The organism is Cupriavidus sp. GW823-FHT07B10 (genome assembly GCF_058794355.1).
This window is the reverse complement of the sequence record NZ_JBXAGS010000002.1, coordinates 308,547-325,824: the sequence shown is the minus strand read 5'-3', so window position 1 is coordinate 325,824 and position 17,278 is coordinate 308,547. Positions and strand designations below refer to the sequence as shown.

Here is a 17,278-nt window from a genome sequence, read left to right as displayed (position 1 = left end):
GGGTCTGCCATCCGGCTCAGTTCTTCTTTTCGAACTCGAACTGCGGTGCCGCGGGCTCAGGTGCCGGTGCCGCGCCTGGCAGTTCCAGCGAACCCGGCGGGGCGGCCGGTCCTGGCGCCGACGCCGGTTTCTCCGGCTCTGTGCCAAGCGGGATACTGACCTCCGCCGCGTTGCTGTGCTTGAGCGAACCCTTGTCCAGCAGCCCTGTCACCATGCCCGGCCAGAACATCACCAGCAGCACCATCACCATCTGCAGCCCGACCCAGGGCAGGGCACCCCAGTAGATGTCGGAGCTCTTCACTTCCTTCGGGGCGATGCCGCGCAGGTAGAACAGCGCGAAGCCGAACGGCGGGTGCATGAACGAGGTCTGCATGTTCACGCACAGCATCACGCCGAACCACACCAGCGCCGCCGTCGCCGCGGCTTCCGGGTTGCCGCCCATGGAGTCGGCCACCACCGGTGCCAGCACCTTGACCGCCACCGGCGCCAGCATCGGCACCACGATGAAGGCGATCTCGAAGAAGTCCAGGAAGAAGGCCAGGAAGAAGATAAACAGGTTCACCACGATCAGGAAGCCGATCCAGCCGCCTGGCAGCGAGGTGAACAGATGCTCCACCCAGGCGCCGCCGTCCACGCCCTGGAACACCACCGAGAAGCAGGTGGAGCCGATCAGGATGAAGACCACCATCGCGGTGATGCGCGCGGTGGACTGGTAGGCATCGACGATCAGCAGGCGCAACTCGGTCATCTGGCCGGCGCGCAGCAGCAGCCAGAGGATGACCAGGTACACCACCGCCAGCGGGATGCGGAACACGTGCGAGCCGAAGGCGAAGAAGCCCACCGCCGCGGCCACCAGCGTGGCGGCGATGCCGACGCGGTAGATCTGGCGGTCGATCCGGGTAAAGGCCTTGTCGCGGATCACTGCCAGCACCAGCGCGCCGACCGCGCCCATGGCGCCGGATTCCGTCGGCGTGGCAATGCCCAGCATGATGGTGCCCAGCACCAGGAAGATCAGCACCGCGCAGGGGATGATGCCGCGCAGGCATTTGCGCCACAGCGCCCAGCCGCGCAGCGTGCGCGCTTCGGCGGGAACCGGCGGCAGCCAGTCGGGCTTGAAACGCGTCAGGAAGAAGGTGTAGAGCGCAAACAGCGCGATCTGGATCACCGACGGGCCCCAGGCGCCCAGGTACATGCTGCCCACGTCGGCGCTGCCCATCGGGGTCTTGAGCTGGTCGGCCAGCACCACCAGCACCAGCGACGGCGGCACCAGCTGCGTGATGGTGCCCGATGCGGCCAGCACGCCGGTGGCGTACTTCATGTTGTAGCGGTAGCGCATCATCACCGGCAGCGAGATCATCGCCATGGCGATCACCTGTGCGGCCACGGTGCCGGTGATCGCACCCAGGATAAAGCCGACCAGGATCACCGAGTAGCCCAGGCCGCCGCGCACCGGGCCGAACAGCTGGCCCATGGAGTCCAGCATGTCCTCGGCCAGCCCGCATTTCTCCAGGATGGCGCCCATGAAAGTGAAGAACGGGATCGCCAGCAGCAGCTCGTTGGCCAGCACGCTGCCGAACACGCGGCTCGGCACGGCCTGCAGGAAGCTGGCCGGGAAGTAACCCCATTCGATCGCCAGGAAGCCGAAGGCCAGGCCCACCGCCGACAGCGAGAACGCGACCGGGAAGCCGATCAGCATGAACAGCACCAGGCCGCCGAACATCATCGGCGGCATATATTCCAACGGAATCATTGAACCGGCCTCTCGTACTTGGATTCGATGCGCACCAGGCCCTTGAGGGCGGCGAAGCGCTTGATCAGTTCGGACACGCCCTGCAGCGTCAGCAGGGCAAAGCCGATGGGCACCACCAGCTTGATCGGGTAACGCGGCAGGCCGCCGGAATTGCCCGATTGCTCGAGGATGCGCCACGAGGGCAGAAACAGCGATTCCCACGACAGCCAGGTGAACAGCACGCACGAGGGCAGCAGGAATACGACGATGCCGAAGATGTCGATCCAGTGCTGCGCGCGTTCCGACACGTTGCCGTAGATCAGGTCTACGCGCACGTGCTCATTGCGCTGGAAGGTGTAGGAGGCGCCGAACATCACGGCAATGGCAAACATGTACCACTGCAGTTCGAGTGGCCAGTTGTCGCTCAAGTTGAAGCCATAGCGCAGAAGGGCGTTGCCTGCGCTGATCAGGCACGACAGCAGGATCATGATGTTTGCAAGCCTGCCAGTGTGCTGATTCAACCTGTCGATCTGTCGTGACAGACCAAGCAAGTAATACATGGGTTGTCTCCCCGGTTTTTGCGGCGCCTAGTTTATCTGTAACAAAATTCGCAGGCGCTAGGGGCTACTACCTACGGGGGCGACGAGATTGCGCCAGAATGGGGAACGCCAACAGAAAAAGCCACCGGGCTCGCGCCGCGGTGGCTTCTTCTTGCGCAAAACTTACGCGAAACTTACAGAGGGTCCTGCTGTTACAGCGCCGCACGCGCGGCCGCGATGGCGGCGCGCACCTGCGCCGGCGCCGTGCCGCCGATATGGTCGCGCGCGGCGACCGAGCCTTCCAGCGTCAGCACCGCGTGCACGTCGTCGCCGATCAGCGCGGCCTTGTCGCCCAGGCCCGAGACTTCGCGCAGCTCGGCCACGCTCAGGTCGGCCAGGTCGCACTGGCGGCTGTCGCAGGCGCGCACCGCGTGGGCCACGGCCTCGTGGGCGTCGCGGAAGGGCAGGCCCTTCTTGACCAGGTAGTCGGCCAGGTCGGTGGCGGTGGCGTAGCCCTGCAGCGCGGCGGCGCGCATCGCTTCGGGCTTGACGGTGATGCCCGGCACCATGTCGGCAAAGATGCGCAGCGTGTCCACGACGGTATCGACCGTATCGAACAGCGGCTCCTTGTCTTCCTGGTTGTCCTTGTTGTACGCCAGCGGCTGGCCCTTCATCAGCGTCAGCAGGCCGATCAGGTGGCCGTTGACGCGGCCGGTCTTGCCGCGCGCCAGTTCGGGCACGTCGGGGTTCTTCTTCTGCGGCATGATCGAGCTGCCGGTGCAGAAACGGTCGGCGATGTCGATAAAGCCCACGCGCGGGCTCATCCACAGCACCAGTTCTTCCGAGAAGCGCGACACGTGGGTCATCACCAGCGCGGCGGCGGCGCAGAATTCAATGGCGAAGTCGCGGTCCGACACGGCGTCCAGCGAGTTGCGGCACACGCCGTCGAAGCCAAGCTGCTGCGCCACGAACTCGCGGTCGATCGGGTAGCTGGTGCCGGCCAGCGCGGCCGCGCCCAGCGGCAGGCGGTTGACGCGCTTGCGGCAGTCGGCCATGCGCTCGGCATCGCGCGTGAACATCTCGTTGTAGGCCAGCAGGTGGTGGCCGAAGGTCACCGGCTGCGCCACCTGCAGGTGGGTGAAGCCGGGCAGGATGGTGTCGGCGTTCTGTTCGGCCAGGTCCAGCAGCGCGGCGCGCAGCGCGCCCAGCAGCACCATGATGTTGTCGATCTCGCTGCGCAGCCACAGGCGGATGTCGGTGGCGACCTGGTCATTGCGCGAGCGGCCGGTGTGCAGGCGCTTGCCGGCATCGCCCACCAGCGCGGTCAGGCGCGCCTCGATGTTCAGGTGGACGTCTTCCAGGTCCAGCTTCCACTCGAAGCCGCCGGCCTCGATCTCGGCCTTGATCTGCGCCATGCCGCGCTCGATCTCGGCGCGGTCGGCCTCGGCGATGATGCCCTGCTTTGCCAGCATGGCCGCGTGGGCCAGCGAGCCCTGGATGTCGAACAGGGCCAGGCGCTTGTCGAAGAACACCGAGGCGGTGTAGCGCTTCACCAGGTCGGACATCGGTTCGGAGAAGCGGGCGGACCAGGCTTCGCCTTTCTTGGCAAGTTGGGAGGTGGACATGGACGTCGGCTGCAGTGGCTCGCGCGGGCAGGCGCCGGCGTGCGGACGGCGGCGGGCGCGAGAAATTGGGAAACGGCGATTATATCGCCCGCCAGCCCGCTGGCGGCGTCGGCCGGCGCGGCAGCGCCGTTCATCAGAGCCGGCTGTGGATCACAGGCCCCTTGAACACCACCGGGCCGCTTGGCCCATCGGCATTGGGCGAGCCGCCCGGCGGCTCGATGCTGACCGCCAGCGCGGGCACCGCCGCGGGCAGTTGCGCCAGCGCCAGCCGGGCTTCGGGTGCCCGCCCGATCACGCCGAGCGACTGCGGCTTGCCGCCCGCAGGCAGCGCCCACAACTGCAGTACCTGCTGGTCGCTCAGGGCCAGGTGATCCAGGCGGCGCACGATCAGGCTGCGTGCGCCGGCGTCCCACGACACCAGCATCGCAGGCTGGGCACGGTCGTCGTTCAGCACGGCGAGGACCTCGGCCGGCGCCGCCTGATCCTGCCGGGCCAGCTGGATGCCGATGCCGACGGCCAGCACCGCCACCATGGCCATTGCCGCCGCGGCGCCGCGCCAGAACACCGGGGCTGACCACAGGCGCTGCCACCAGCCGTCCGCAGGGCGGGTGTCAGGCGCCGGGCGGTCCGGCTGACTGGCCGGATCTGCCATTTTCCAGCCGAGGCGATCCTCGATCCCGCACCAGACCTTGTCGACCGGCTCGGCGGCCGCCTGCAACTCGGCCACGCCCGCCAGCCGCGCCTGCCAGCGGTGGATCGCGGCGCGCACCGCGGGCTCTTCGCGCGCGAGTTGTTCCAGGCGTCGGCGTGCGCCGCCGCGCAGCACCCCCAGCGCGTACTGCGCGGCGATGCGGTCGAGCAGGTCGGGATGGCTGGCCAGCTTCATGCCGCGCCCTCCATGCAGCTGCGCAGCCGCTCCAGGCCGCGCCGGATCCAGGACTTGACCGTCCCCAGCGGCGCGCGCAGGCGGGCGGCCAGCTCGGCGTGGCTCAGGTCCTGCAGGTAGGCCAGCATGATGGCCTGGCGCTGCGGCTGCTCCAGGCGCTGCAGGCAGCGGTTGAGCGCGCGTGCCTGCTGGCTGGCATCGGCCAGTTCCGCGGGCCCGGCGGTGTCGTCGGCCAGCCACTCGCCCAGGTCTTTGTCAAGCTCGACCGTCTGCCCGACGCGTGCCGCGCTTGCCCGGCGCAGGCAGTCCAGCGCGCGGTTGCGCACGATCGCGGTCATCCAGGTCATCGGCGCGGCCAGGTGCGGCCGGTAGTCGCCGGCGTGGTGCCAGATGCTGACAAAGCTTTCCTGCACGACATCCTCCGCCCAATCGCGCCTGCCAGTGATACGCAGCGCAAGGCCAAACAGTTTCGTCGCGGTGAGGTCATAGAGGCCGCGCAGCGCCTGCCGCTCGCCGATGGCCACGGCCTGGAGCAGGGCCGCAAGCCGCTCGGCGCCGGGCGGCGCGGCGTAGGTTTCGGCGGAAGGGGACACCGGAGAGGGGGGCACCGGGGCGTCTCGCGAAAGGGTGTTGCCGGATTATAGGCACGACCTTGCATCCGATTGGCCCCGGCGTGCGTATCAGGTGGCAGGCGCACGATGGCGGCCCCGGGCTGCGGGCCGCGGCGCCGTTGATCCCACACAGGAGAACATCATGGAACGCATGCGCACCACTGCGGTCACGACAGATCCGACCGATTCCCTTGACCGCATTGTGACCGCGCCCGATGCGCGCCGCCGCGGGCTGCTCAAGGCGCCGGGGCTGTTCGCGCTGGGCTCGCTCGCCGTCATCAGCCTTGGCGAGTCCATGCCGGCCTGGGCGCAGACCCAGTCGGGCAGCACCAGGGACGACATCAATATCCTGAACACTGCGCTGGGACTGGAATACCAGGCGATCGCGGCCTACCAGGTGGGCGCGGAAAGCGGCCTGCTGCAAAAGCCGGTGCTTGCCACCGCGGTCAAGTTCCAGGACCACCACAAGGCGCACGCGCAGGTGCTGGCCGGGACGGTGTCAAAGCTGGGCGGCACCCCGGTGGTGGCGAAGAAGGCGTCGGAATACACCTTCCCGACTGACAAGCTGAAGACCCAGGCCGATGTGCTGCGCTTTGCCGCGGGGCTGGAGAAGGGCGCCACCGCCGCCTACCTGGGCGTGCTGCCGAACTTCCACAACCGCGAACTGACCCGCGCCGCCGGCAGCATCCTCGGGGACGAGGCGATGCACTGGGCGGTGCTGCTGCACGCGCTGGGTGAGGATCCGGTGCCGGGGGCGTTTGTGGGGTGAGGGGTCAGACTGGCGCCATTTGAAAGAGCTGCCGCCCGATGTGGACGCGCCCCTCTCCCGCACGCGGGAGAGGGGCGCAAACCGGCAGGACTCTGACGCCAATCAGCCCGTATTGCGCAGGCCCGCCGCGACGCCGTTGATGGTCAGGTGGATGCCGCGCCGCACCCGGATGTCGTCGCCATCCTTGCCCGAGCGGTAGCGTTTCAGCAACTCAACCTGCAAGTGGTTCAGCGGGTCGAGGTAGGCAAAGCGGTTCTTGATCGAGCGCGCCAGCAGCGGGTTGTCCGCCAGCCGTTCCTGGTGGCCGGTGACCAGTGTCAGCATCTCGCAGGTCAGGTGCCATTCCTTGCTGATGCGGTTGAACACGGTGCGGCGCAGGGCCGCGTCGTCGCACAGCTGGGCATAGCGCGAGGCCACGGCCAGGTCGGTCTTGGCCAGCACCATGTCCATGTTGGACAGCAGCGTCGAGAAGAACGGCCAGGTCTTGACCATGCGGCGCAGCGTGGTCACGGCCAGCTTGCGCGCCTTGTCGTCCGGCGCGGTGTCCAGCAGCGACTTGACCGCGCTGCCGAAGCCGTACCAGCCCGGCAGCAGCAGCCGGCACTGGCCCCACGAGAAGCCCCACGGGATTGCGCGCAGGTCTTCGATGCGGCGGTTCTTCTTGTCCATCAGCTTGCGCGAGGCCGGGCGCGAACCCAGGTTCAGGTCGGCGATCTCGGTGATCGGCGTGGTGGCGAAGAAGTAGTCCTTGAAGCCCGGGGTCTCGTAGACCAGGTCGCGGTAGGCGGTGAAGGCGCGGTCCGACAGCTGCTGCATCACGGCCTCGAACATGTCGAGGTCCTTGGGTGCGTTCTGCTGCGGCAACAGCGAGGCTTCCAGCGTGGCGGCGACCACCGTTTCCAGGTTGCGCCGGCCGATCTCGGCGTTGGCGAACTTGCTGTTGATGATCTCGCCCTGCTCGGTCAGACGGATCTGGCCGTTCACCGTGCCCGGCGGCTGCGACAGGATGGCCTGGTAGGTCGGGCCGCCGCCGCGGCCGACGGTGCCGCCGCGGCCGTGGAACAGGCGCAGCTTGACCTGGCGCTGCTCGAACAGCTGCACCAGCTCCAGCTCGGCCTTGTACAGCTCCCAGGTGGAAGTCAGGAAGCCGCCGTCCTTGTTCGAGTCCGAGTAGCCAAGCATCACTTCCTGCTCGACGCCATGGTGCGCGATCACCGAGTCGAAGCCCGGCAGGTCCAGCAGCGACTGCATGATGCCGGCGGCGTTGCGCAAGTCCTCAATGGTCTCGAACAGCGGGATCACCATCAGCTCCATGCGCGCCGGGTCGGTCTTGCTGCCCAGCGTGCCCTGCAGCATGCCGGATTCCTTCTGCAGCAGCATCACTTCGACCAGGTCCGACAGCGTCTCGGTGTGCGAGATGATGTAGTTGCGCGCAATGCGCTTGCCATAGCGCGCGCGCAGCTCGCGCGCGGCGGCGAAGATCGCCAGTTCCTTGCGGGTCTGCTCGGAATACTCGTGCCACGGCAGCGTCAGCAGGCGCGGCTGGCGCAGTTCGGCCAGCAGCAGTTCCAGCTTGCGCGCCTCGGGCAGGGCGGCGTAGTCGGGGGCGATGCCGGCGGCGGCGAACAGCTCGGCGATGACCGCCTCGTGCACGTCCGAGACCTGGCGCATGTCGACCGATGCCAGGTGGAAACCGAACACGCCGATGGCGCGCGCCAGCGCTTCGATACGGCCATTGGCCAGCGCCTGGCCATGGTTGGCGCGCAGCGAGTCGACCACCACCTGCACGTCGGCGGCAAAGGCCTCGGCGCTGTCATAGGGCTCGGCCGGCGCCACCGGGCGGCGCGGCACGGCGTGGCCGGTCAGCGCCTTGCTGGTTGCGGCCAGGCGCGCGTAGATGCCGATCAGCGCGCGGCGGTAGGGTTCGTCGGCGCGATGCTCGGAGTGGTCGGGCGAGCGCTCGGCCAGCGCCAGCAGTTCCGGGCTGGCGTCGACCATCAGCGTCGACATCGACAGCTCCGCGCCCAGCGCATGGACTTCATCCAGGTACCAGTCGATGATCATCTGCCCCTGCTGGCTGGCGGCATGCTCCAGCGTCTCGGCGGTGACGTTGGGGTTGCCGTCGCGGTCGCCGCCGATCCAGGAACCCATCTGCAGGAACGGCGCCAGCGGCGCCGGCTGCGCGCCCGGAGTGCCCTTGCGCTTGCGCGTGGTCGGGAACACCGCGGCGATGTCTTCTTCCAGCTCGCTCATCAACTGCGGGATGCCGCGCAGGAAACAGGTGCGGTAGTAGGACAGGGCGTTTTCGATCTCGTCGGCCACCGTCAGGCGCGAATCGCGCAGCATGCGGGTCTGCCACAGCGTGGTGACCTTGGCGCGCAGCTGCGCGGTGTTGTGGTCGCGCTCGCGCGCGGTCATCGGCAGGTCGCGCTCGGCCAGCAGGCGGGCGATCTCGCGCTCGGCGTCGAGAATACTCTTGCGCTGGACTTCGGTCGGGTGCGCGGTCAGCACCGGCACGATCAGGGCCTCGTCCAGGAACTTGCGCAGCTGCTTGCCGGTCACGCCGGCGGCGTCGATCGCCTCCAGCGCGTGGGCCAGGCTGCCCGCCTGCGGCGGCGAGCCGGCCAGCGCGTGCACGCGGCGGCGGCGGTTGTGGTGCTGGTCCTCGGCGATATTGGCCAGGTGCGAGAAATAGCTGAACGCGCGCACGACCTGGTTGGTCTGGTCGCGCGACAGGCGCTTGAGCAGGCGGTCCAGCTCGGCGCCGGCGGCGCGGTCGTTCTCGCGGCGGAAGCGCACCGCGGTCTGGCGGATGGTCTCGACCACCTCGAAGGCGGCGTCGCCTTCCTGTTCACGCAGGCATTCGCCCAGCAGGCGGCCCAGGAAGCGGATGTCCTCGCGCAGCGGCACGTCCTTGTCGGCGGTGCGGCGGGCGGTGGGGGCGATGGTGGTTCCGTTGCTCGACACGATGGAAAGCTTGGGCTTGGGGGAACGTTTGGTCCCGCTGCGGCTGGCGGGGCGTTTCGGTTCGGCGGCGGATGCGCCGTTTGCGTCACCCTGGCCGGCGCCGAGGGCAGGGCTTTGGTCTTTCGCAGCCGGGGCGGTCCGCCGGCCGTTGGGGCGCGCAGCATGCTGCGTCATGCAATCTCCTCGTTCTGCTTCTAGCTTATCTATTGGTGCGGAGGGACTATTGGGTCGCGTGCTACCATTGACGCATGTCGTCTGCCACCCTGTCTTCCTCTACCGCTGTCGTGTCTCGCAATCTTCCGCAAAAGCTCGTCATTGCCTCCCGAGAGAGCCGTCTGGCCCTGTGGCAGGCAGAACATGTGCGTGCTGCATTGCAACAATACTATCCCGCGTGCGACGTGTCCATTCTTGGCATGACCACGCGCGGAGACCAGATTCTAGACCGTACGCTGTCCAAAGTCGGCGGCAAGGGTCTGTTTGTCAAAGAACTGGAGTTCGCGATGGACGAAGGCCGGGCGGACCTGGCGGTGCACTCGCTCAAGGATGTGCCGATGGAGTTGCCCGAAGGCTTCGCCCTGGCCGCGGTGATGGAACGCGAGGATCCGCGCGACGCGCTGGTGTCTTCCGCCTACGCCTCGCTGGACGAGATGCCGGCCGGCACCGTGGTCGGCACCTCCAGCCTGCGCCGTGAGGCCGCGCTGCGCAGCCGCTATCCGCAACTGGTGATCAAGCCGCTGCGCGGCAATCTGGACACGCGGCTGGGCAAGCTCGATCGCGGCGAATACGGCGCCATCATCCTGGCCGCCGCCGGCCTCAAGCGCCTGGGCCTGGGCGAGCGCATCCGCGCGCTGATCCCGATCGAGGTGTCGCTGCCGGCCGCAGGCCAGGGCGCCCTCGGCATCGAGATCCTGGCCAACCGGCCTGAACTTGCGCAATGGCTGGCGCCCCTGAACCACCAGCCGACGGCGCTGGCCGTGAGCGCCGAGCGCGCCGTGTCGCGCATGCTGGGCGGCTCGTGCCAGGTGCCGCTGGCCGCCCATGCGCGCTGGGAAGGCGATCAGCTGAAGCTGGACGCCTTTGTCGCCTTGCCCGATGGCACGCGCGCCATCCGCGCTGCCGCGTCCGGGCCGGCAGTTGACCTGGCTGCTGCCGAAGCGCTTGGCCAGGCCTGCGCGCGCGACCTGCTGGCGCAGGGTGCCGAAGCCATCCTCGCGGCACTGGCCGATTCTGGCGATCCCGCCGGCTCCCAAGCTCCTGCCTGAGGCTGCCCCATGCCCAGCCCGACCGTCGTTGTCACACGACCCGCCGGGCAGTCCCGGCAACTGACCGAGGCGCTGCAGGCCGCGGGCCTGGACGTACTCAGCTTTCCCTTGCTGGGCATCGGCCCGGCCGTTGACGACGCGCCGCTGCGCGCGGCGCTGGCGCGGCTGAACACCTTTGCGCTGGTGGTCTTTGTCAGTCCCAATGCCATTGCCTACGCGCTCGACGCACTGGCCGGCGTGCAGGGCGTGGCCCAATGGCCGGCGCAGGTGCCGGTGGCGGTGGTCGGGCCGGCCAGCGTCGCGGCCCTGGCCGAGCGCGGCATCGCGCCGCCCGCGTGCCGGGTGATCGCGCCCGCGGGCGCTGCCGCAAACGGGCAGGGCCCCGATGACGCCGCACCGGAGGCCGAAGCGCTGCGCTTCGACTCCGAGGCCCTGTGGGCCCGGCTCGATCCCGCCGCGCTGGCGGGCAAGCCGGTCCTGATCATCCGCGGCAACGGCGGGCGCGACTGGCTGGGCGACCGCCTGCGCGAGGCCGGCGCCCAGGTCGAGGCCGTCGAGGCCTACCAGCGCACGCTGCCCGAACCCAGCGCCATGCAGTGGCAGGCCGTGCGCGACAACCTGCGTCCCGGCGCGGCGCCGCATGCGTGGCTCCTAACCAGTTCTGAAGCGGTGCGCAACCTTGACGCGCTGGCACGCCAGCATCTGTCGCCTGAGGAAGACGCTGCCCTGCGGCAGGTGCAGTGCATCGCGCCGCATGCGAGAATCGCCGAACAGGCGCTGGCGCTGGGCTTCCCCCATATCCTGCGCGCCGCCCCGGGCGATGCCGGCCTGCTGGCGGCGTGCCTGCAGTGGGCCGATGCCCATGCTGGTCCCGCGCCGGCAAGCATGGCCAGCGCGTCAATCGAAGCCGGCCCGCCCAGCGCCACAGCCGAAGCGCCGCCGGCCCCCGTGCCGGACGCAGCAGTTCCCGCAACGTCAACGAAGGTCGAACGCGTGACGCAAGAAACCACGTCCTCCTCCGCTACGCCGCCGCCCACGGCGGCCTCCGCAGCATCGGCGCAAGCAGCGTCCGCGCCGGGCCCCGCTACCTCCGCTGCTCCCAGTGCAGCCTCACGGCGGTCCGCTGCGTTGTGGGCGCTCGTCGCCGTGCTGGTGGTGGCGACGGCTGGCGGCTTCTGGTGGCTGCAGCAGCGCGTTGACCACCTGACCGGCGAGCTGGCGCGCCGCCAGCAAAGCAACGATGCGCTGGTGCAGGAGTCGCGCGTGCTGACCCGCAACGCGCAGGACACGGTCAAGGAACTGCAGGCCAAGGTCGGCGCACTGGAGAACCAGGTCGGAGAGACCCGCGACAAGCAGGTGGCGCTGGAACAGGTCTACCAGGACCTGATGCGCAACCGCGACGACTGGGAAATCGCCGAGATCCAGCAGTTGCTGACCAGTGCCGGCCAGCAACTGCAGCTGACCGGCAACGTGCAGGTGGCGCTGGCCGCGCTGCAAAGCGCCGACGCGCGCCTGGCGCGCGCCGACAAGCCGCAATACAACCTGCTGCGCCGCGCGATCGCGCGCGACGTCGCGCGCATGAAGGCGGTGCCCGACACCGACCTGACCGGTGCTGCAATTAAACTGGACGAGGCCATCAACCAGGTCGACTCACTGCCGCTGCTGTCCAGCGAACGCATGCTGGAGCGCAGCGAGGCCGACGCCCGCAAGGGTGCCGCGGCCAACGGTGCCAGCGCGCCGGCCGCCGCCGCCAACGGCGCGGGCCCGGGCTGGTTCACGCGCCTGTGGGATTACCTGCGCGAAGAACTGGCGCAGGTGGTCCGCATCCGCAAGGTCGACGACGCCGAGGCGCTGCTGCTGTCTGGCGACCAGGGCTGGTTCCTGCGCGAGAACGTCAAGCTGCGCCTGCTCAACGCGCGCCTGGCATTGCTGTCGCGCAACGAACCCGTGTTCCGCAACGACCTGGCCGCCGCGCAAGCGATGATCAGCCGCTATTTCGATACCAAGTCGCGCCGGGTGCAGGGGGTGCTGACGCTGCTGCGGCAGGCGCAGGCCGGCGCGGTCACGGTGCAGCTGCCCACCATGTCCGAAAGCCTGGGCGCGCTGCATGCCCTGAAGAAGGAGTAAGCCCATGCGCCTTCTGTTCTGGGTTGCGGTCCTGTTTGGCGGCGCCGTCGGGCTGGCCCTGTTCACGCAGTTCAACCACAGCAATGTGGTGCTGTTCTATCCGCCGTATCGCGTCGAGCTGTCGCTGAACCTGGCGCTGGCCTTGCTGCTGTTGCTGTTCTTCGTGGTTTGGACGGTGATGTCCACCGTCCGCCATCTGGCCGACATGCCGCGCCGCGCCGCCGCCTACCGCGAGCGCAGCCGCATGAGCAAGGCACAGGCGGCGCTGCGCGAGTCGATCGAAAACCTGTTTGCCGGCCGCTTCGCCCGCGCCGAGCGCGCCGCGCGCGAGGCGCAGTCCTGGGACGACCAGGCCCAGACCGCCGCGCTGATCGGCGCCCGCGCCGCGCACCGGATGCAGGAAACCGAGCGGCGCGACGCCTGGATGGCGCAGGTCACCGACCCCGAGCGCGAGCAGGCGCGGCTGGTGTCGATGGCCGAGTTGCTGGTCGATGCCCGCGATGCCGACGGCGCGCTGGAGACCATCGCCCAGCTGCAGTCGCAGGGCGCGCGCCAGATCCACGTGCAGCGCATCGCGTTGCGCGCGCACCAGCACCTGAAGAACTGGACCGAGGTGCTGCGTCTGGCGCGCTCGCTGGAAAAGCGCAACGCGCTGCATCCGGTGCTGGCGCTGCGGCTCAAGCAGATGGCCGTCGAAGCCATGCTGGAGGAACGCCGCCACGACGCCGACGCGCTGACCGAGTTCTGGCGCTCATTGTCCGCCGACGAGCGCCGCGCCACCCGCATCGCCGAACCCGCGGCGCGTTACTTCGCGGCGCTGGGCCGGCAGAACGAAGCCCGCCGCATCATCGAAGACGCGCTCAAGGTCAACTGGGACAGCCGCCTGGTGCTGCGCTATGCCGATTGCGCCGTGCCAGGCCACGCGCTGCCGCAGATCCAGCAGGCCGAGAAATGGCTGGCCGCGCATCCCGCCGACGCCGATCTCTACTACACGCTGGGCGTGCTGTGCCTGGGCGAGAAGCTGTGGGGCAAGGCCCAGTCCAGCTTCGAGCGCGCGCTGAAATATGCCGAGCCCGACCAGCAGCGCCGCCTGCGCGTGCGCACGCACCTGGCGCTGGCGCGGCTTTTTGAGGAAACCGAGCGCTTCGACGACGCGCAGCGGCACTATCGCGAGAGCGCGATGCTGGCGGCCTGAGGATTTCAGGCTGCGCGTAAACTAACCGATTGTGTGCTCCCTCTCTCCCGCAAGCGGGAGTGGGGCGCACCGACCGCAGGCAAACTGCGGCAGCAATCCGGCTTGCCACCCAGCAGCCGCGTCACCATCCATCCCTACCACCATCCATTCCATGACTCTCGACCGCATCCTCCAATCCCAGGGCTTTGGCACGCGCCGGTACTGCGGCGACCTGATCGCCGCCGGGCTGGTCGAGGTCAACGGCGAACTGTGCGAAGACCCGCGCGCGCAGTTTGAAGTCGACGGCCTGCGGCTCACCGTCGACGGCGAGGAATGGCTGGCCTGCACCAAGGCCTACCTGATGCTGAACAAGCCCACCGGCTACGAATGCTCGCAGCGCCCGCGCCATCATCCCAGCGTCTACAACCTGCTGCCGGTGCCGCTGCGCCAGCGCGAGGTGCAGGCCGTGGGGCGGCTGGACCACGACACCACCGGGCTGCTGCTGCTGACCGATGATGGCCAGTTCATCCACGCCCAGACCTCGCCCAAGCGCAAGGTGCCCAAGATCTATGAAGTGACGACTGCCGAGCCGGTCACGCCGGAGCAGGCCGAAGCGCTGTGCAGTGGCGTGCAACTGCTCGACGAACCGGCGCCGATCGCTGCGGAAGCGTGCGAGATCACCGGCGAACGCAGCCTGCGGCTGACCCTGGTGCAAGGCAAGTACCATCAGGTCAAGCGCATGGTGGCGGCGGCCGGCAACCATGTCAGCGCGCTGCATCGCAGCGCCATTGGCGGCCTGCGGCTCGATCCGGCCCTGGCCGAAGGCGAGTGGCGCTGGCTGACGGCGCAGGAGCTGGCCGCACTGACCCGCAAGGATTGAGCCAAACTGCAACCCCAGACCGTGGCCGGGCGCTCATTGCTGCACTGCAGCGTCCGCCAATCTTTTCCGGAAGACCCCCGGCGATTTGATAAAATGCAAGGCATGGCGAAGCCCGAAGCACCTATCAATCTGACCAATCAGTTCCTGATTGCCATGCCTGGCATGGCTGATCCGACCTTTTCGGGTTCCGTCGTCTACATCTGCGAACACAATGAGCGTGGCGCGCTCGGGCTGGTGATCAACCGGCCCATCGACATCGACATGGCCACGCTGTTCGACAAGATCGACCTCAAGCTTGAAATCCAGCCAGTCGCGCACCAGCCGGTCTACTTCGGCGGCCCCGTGCAGACCGAGCGCGGCTTTGTGCTGCATGACCCGGTGGGCGTCTATGTGTCGTCGCTGGCCGTGCCCGGCGGGCTGGAGATGACCACCTCCAAGGACGTGCTCGAGGCCGTGGCCAACGGCAGCGGCCCGCACCGCTTCCTGCTGACGCTGGGTTACTCCGGCTGGGGCGCCGGCCAGCTGGAGGAAGAGCTCAGCCGCAACGGCTGGCTGACGGTCCAGGCCGACCCCGAGATCATCTTCAGCGTGCCGCCCGACGATCGCTTCGCCGCCGCCATCCGGCTGCTGGGCATCGACTTCACCATGCTGTCCGGCGAGGCCGGGCATGCCTGATGCCGTGGGGCGTGAACTGCCCCGCGACGGCACGGTCCTGGCATTCGACTACGGCGAAAAAAAGATCGGTGTCGCGCTGGGCAACTTCATCACGCGCGAGGCGCGTGCGCTGACCATCCTCCCCAATATCACCGTGGAAGGCCGCTTCGAGGCCGTGGCGGCGCTCATCCAGGAGTGGAACCCGGTGCAGCTGATCGTCGGCATGCCGGTCAACCCCGAAGGGGGCGAGCAGCCCTCGATGAAGCTGGCGCGGCGTTTCGGCAACCAGCTCAATGGCCGCTTCGGCCTGCCGGTGGAGTGGGTGGACGAGCGCTATACCTCGCGCGCCGCGTCGATGGCCGGCGCCCGCCGCGGCGAGCTCGATGCCGAGGCCGCCCGTATCATCCTGCAACAGTACTTCGACCAATTCCCGCTATGACGCAGATTTCCGTTCCCGACGCCGAGTCGCTGTACCGCAAGCTGCTGGACCAGGCCCAGGCGTTGATCCCCGAGGCCGAGCGCGCGCGCTGGTCGGTGGCCGGCATCTACTCAGGCGGCGCATGGATCGCCGCGCGGCTGGCCGCTGACCTGAAGCTGCCCGAGCATGGCGTGATCAACGTTGCCTTCCATCGCGACGACTATGCCAAGAAGGGCCTGCACAGCCAGGCCCAGCCGACCACGCTGCCGTTTTCGGTGGATGACCGCAACATCCTGCTGATCGATGATGTGCTGGCCACCGGCCGCACCATCCGTGCCGCCGTCAACGAGCTGTTCGACTACGGCCGCCCCGCGCGCGTGGCGCTGGGCGTGCTGGTCGACCGCGGCGGGCGCCAGCTGCCGATTGCCGCCGACCTGACTGCCGCCGAGATGGCGCTGCCGCCCGGCACCACGCTGGTGCTGTCGCGCCAGGGCGAGGGCGCCGGCGCACAATTCGCGTTTGCGACCGAACCTACCGATTCCGCCACCGGCTGAACCGGCCCGCATGCCCCAGGCGCGCCCGTGCGCGCCTGACCCCCAGCTCCGAGACCAGACCACCTCCGTTTTTTGCCCGCGCCCGACCAGCCATGACCAAGACGTTCCGCAACCCGCAGCTCACCAAGAACGGCGAACTGAAGCACCTGTTGTCGATCGAGGGGTTGTCGCGTGACATGATCACGCACATCCTCGACACCGCCAGCCAGTTCGTATCGCTGTCCGACTCAGACCGCGATGTCAAGAAGGTGCCGCTGCTGCGCGGCAAGAGCGTGTTCAACCTGTTCTTCGAGAACTCCACCCGCACCCGCACCACCTTCGAGATCGCCGCCAAGCGGTTGTCGGCGGACGTGCTGAACCTGAACATCAATGCCTCGTCGACCAGCAAGGGCGAGTCGCTGCTGGACACCATCAACAACCTGTCGGCGATGTCCGCCGACATGTTCGTGGTGCGCCATGCCAGCTCGGGCGCACCTTACCTGATCGCCGAGCACGTCGCGCCGCACGTGCACGTGATCAATGCCGGCGACGGCCGCCACGCGCACCCGACGCAAGGCCTGCTGGACATGTACACGATCCGGCACTTCAAGAAGGACTTCACCAACCTGACGGTGGCTATCGTCGGCGACATCCTGCACTCGCGCGTGGCACGCTCCGACATCCACGCGCTGACCACGCTGGGCGTGCCCGAAGTGCGCGCCATCGGTCCGCGCACGCTGCTGCCGTCGGGGCTGGAGCAGATGGGCGTGCGCGTCTTCCACGACATGGAAGAGGGCCTGAAGGGCGTGGACGTGGTCATCATGCTGCGGCTGCAGAACGAGCGCATGAGCGGCGCGCTGCTGCCGTCGGCGCAGGAATACTTCAAGGCCTACGGCCTCACGCCGGAGCGCCTGGCACTGGCCAATCGCGACGCCATTGTGATGCACCCGGGCCCCATGAACCGCGGCGTCGAGATCGACTCCGCCGTGGCCGACGGGCCGCAGTCCGTGATCCTGAACCAGGTGACCTTCGGCATCGCCGTGCGCATGGCGGTGATGGGCATCGTGGCGGGAAATAGCGACGAATGATGCAGTCGAGCGACAC

15 protein-coding genes are annotated in these 17,278 nt (G+C 68.4%); 9 read left to right on the top strand and 6 right to left on the bottom strand.

The window, feature by feature from the left end; translation table 11 throughout:
• Window positions 1-16 precede the first annotated feature (16 nt).
• From AC1Q6V_RS06325 to AC1Q6V_RS06305, 5 genes are all read right to left on the bottom strand, one after another.
• Window positions 17-1,750: a TRAP transporter large permease gene (locus AC1Q6V_RS06325; RefSeq protein WP_454751232.1), complete on the bottom strand. Its 1,734-nt coding sequence runs from the start codon at window positions 1,748-1,750 to the stop codon at window positions 17-19.
• On the bottom strand, window positions 1,747-2,289 hold the full coding sequence (locus tag AC1Q6V_RS06320) for a TRAP transporter small permease subunit (protein ID WP_454751231.1): 543 nt from the start codon (window positions 2,287-2,289) through the stop codon (window positions 1,747-1,749). Before AC1Q6V_RS06320 ends, AC1Q6V_RS06325 begins: the two co-directional genes overlap by 4 nt.
• A gap of 191 nt (window positions 2,290-2,480) precedes the next feature.
• Window positions 2,481-3,893 carry an argininosuccinate lyase gene (argH, locus tag AC1Q6V_RS06315; RefSeq protein ID WP_035816604.1) on the bottom strand — a complete coding sequence of 471 codons (1,413 nt, stop codon included), beginning with the start codon at window positions 3,891-3,893 and terminating at the stop codon, window positions 2,481-2,483.
• A 133-nt stretch (window positions 3,894-4,026) separates the two neighbouring features.
• Window positions 4,027-4,779 (bottom strand): anti-sigma factor, encoded by a 753-nt coding sequence (locus AC1Q6V_RS06310; RefSeq protein ID WP_010813836.1) that lies wholly within the window; start codon window positions 4,777-4,779, stop codon window positions 4,027-4,029.
• Entirely contained in the window at window positions 4,776-5,372 is a 597-nt protein-coding gene (locus AC1Q6V_RS06305) for a sigma-70 family RNA polymerase sigma factor (RefSeq protein ID WP_454751230.1), read from the bottom strand. Before AC1Q6V_RS06305 ends, AC1Q6V_RS06310 begins: the two co-directional genes overlap by 4 nt.
• A 160-nt stretch (window positions 5,373-5,532) precedes the next feature.
• On the opposite strand from AC1Q6V_RS06305, the gene AC1Q6V_RS06300 reads away from it, so the two are divergent.
• Window positions 5,533-6,159 carry a ferritin-like domain-containing protein gene (locus AC1Q6V_RS06300; RefSeq protein WP_010813834.1) on the top strand — a complete coding sequence of 209 codons (627 nt, stop codon included), beginning with the start codon at window positions 5,533-5,535 and terminating at the stop codon, window positions 6,157-6,159.
• Between the two features lie 102 nt (window positions 6,160-6,261).
• On the opposite strand, the gene ppc is transcribed toward AC1Q6V_RS06300, so the two are convergent.
• Window positions 6,262-9,300 (bottom strand): phosphoenolpyruvate carboxylase, encoded by a 3,039-nt coding sequence (gene ppc, locus AC1Q6V_RS06295; protein WP_454751229.1) that lies wholly within the window; start codon window positions 9,298-9,300, stop codon window positions 6,262-6,264.
• Window positions 9,301-9,374: 74 nt separating this feature from the next.
• Here ppc and hemC point away from each other — a divergent pair, with 74 nt between their 5' ends.
• The 8 genes from hemC (at window position 9,375) to AC1Q6V_RS06255 (ending at window position 17,262) form a co-directional block, all read left to right on the top strand.
• On the top strand, window positions 9,375-10,388 hold the full coding sequence (gene hemC, locus AC1Q6V_RS06290) for a hydroxymethylbilane synthase (RefSeq protein ID WP_454751228.1): 1,014 nt from the start codon (window positions 9,375-9,377) through the stop codon (window positions 10,386-10,388).
• 9 nt (window positions 10,389-10,397) lie between these two features.
• Window positions 10,398-12,515 (top strand): fused uroporphyrinogen-III synthase HemD/membrane protein HemX, encoded by a 2,118-nt coding sequence (gene hemDX, locus AC1Q6V_RS06285; protein WP_454751227.1) that lies wholly within the window; start codon window positions 10,398-10,400, stop codon window positions 12,513-12,515.
• 4 nt (window positions 12,516-12,519) lie between these two features.
• The gene (locus AC1Q6V_RS06280) at window positions 12,520-13,710 is read left to right on the top strand and encodes a heme biosynthesis protein HemY (protein ID WP_010813830.1); all 1,191 of its coding nucleotides are present in this window, start codon (window positions 12,520-12,522) and stop codon (window positions 13,708-13,710) included.
• A 151-nt stretch (window positions 13,711-13,861) separates the two neighbouring features.
• A complete protein-coding gene (locus AC1Q6V_RS06275; RefSeq protein WP_010813829.1) occupies window positions 13,862-14,569 on the top strand; it encodes a pseudouridine synthase in 708 nt (235 codons plus the stop codon).
• A 102-nt stretch (window positions 14,570-14,671) separates the two neighbouring features.
• On the top strand, window positions 14,672-15,244 hold the full coding sequence (locus tag AC1Q6V_RS06270; RefSeq protein ID WP_010813828.1) for a YqgE/AlgH family protein: 573 nt from the start codon (window positions 14,672-14,674) through the stop codon (window positions 15,242-15,244).
• Window positions 15,237-15,662: a Holliday junction resolvase RuvX gene (gene ruvX / locus AC1Q6V_RS06265; RefSeq protein ID WP_010813827.1), complete on the top strand. Its 426-nt coding sequence runs from the start codon at window positions 15,237-15,239 to the stop codon at window positions 15,660-15,662. The genes AC1Q6V_RS06270 and ruvX overlap by 8 nt, the downstream gene beginning before the upstream one ends.
• Entirely contained in the window at window positions 15,659-16,195 is a 537-nt protein-coding gene (gene pyrR, locus AC1Q6V_RS06260) for a bifunctional pyr operon transcriptional regulator/uracil phosphoribosyltransferase PyrR (RefSeq protein WP_010813826.1), read from the top strand. Before ruvX ends, pyrR begins: the two co-directional genes overlap by 4 nt.
• Window positions 16,196-16,287: 92 nt before the next feature.
• The gene (locus tag AC1Q6V_RS06255; protein WP_010813825.1) at window positions 16,288-17,262 is read left to right on the top strand and encodes an aspartate carbamoyltransferase catalytic subunit; all 975 of its coding nucleotides are present in this window, start codon (window positions 16,288-16,290) and stop codon (window positions 17,260-17,262) included.
• Window positions 17,263-17,278 lie beyond the last annotated feature (16 nt).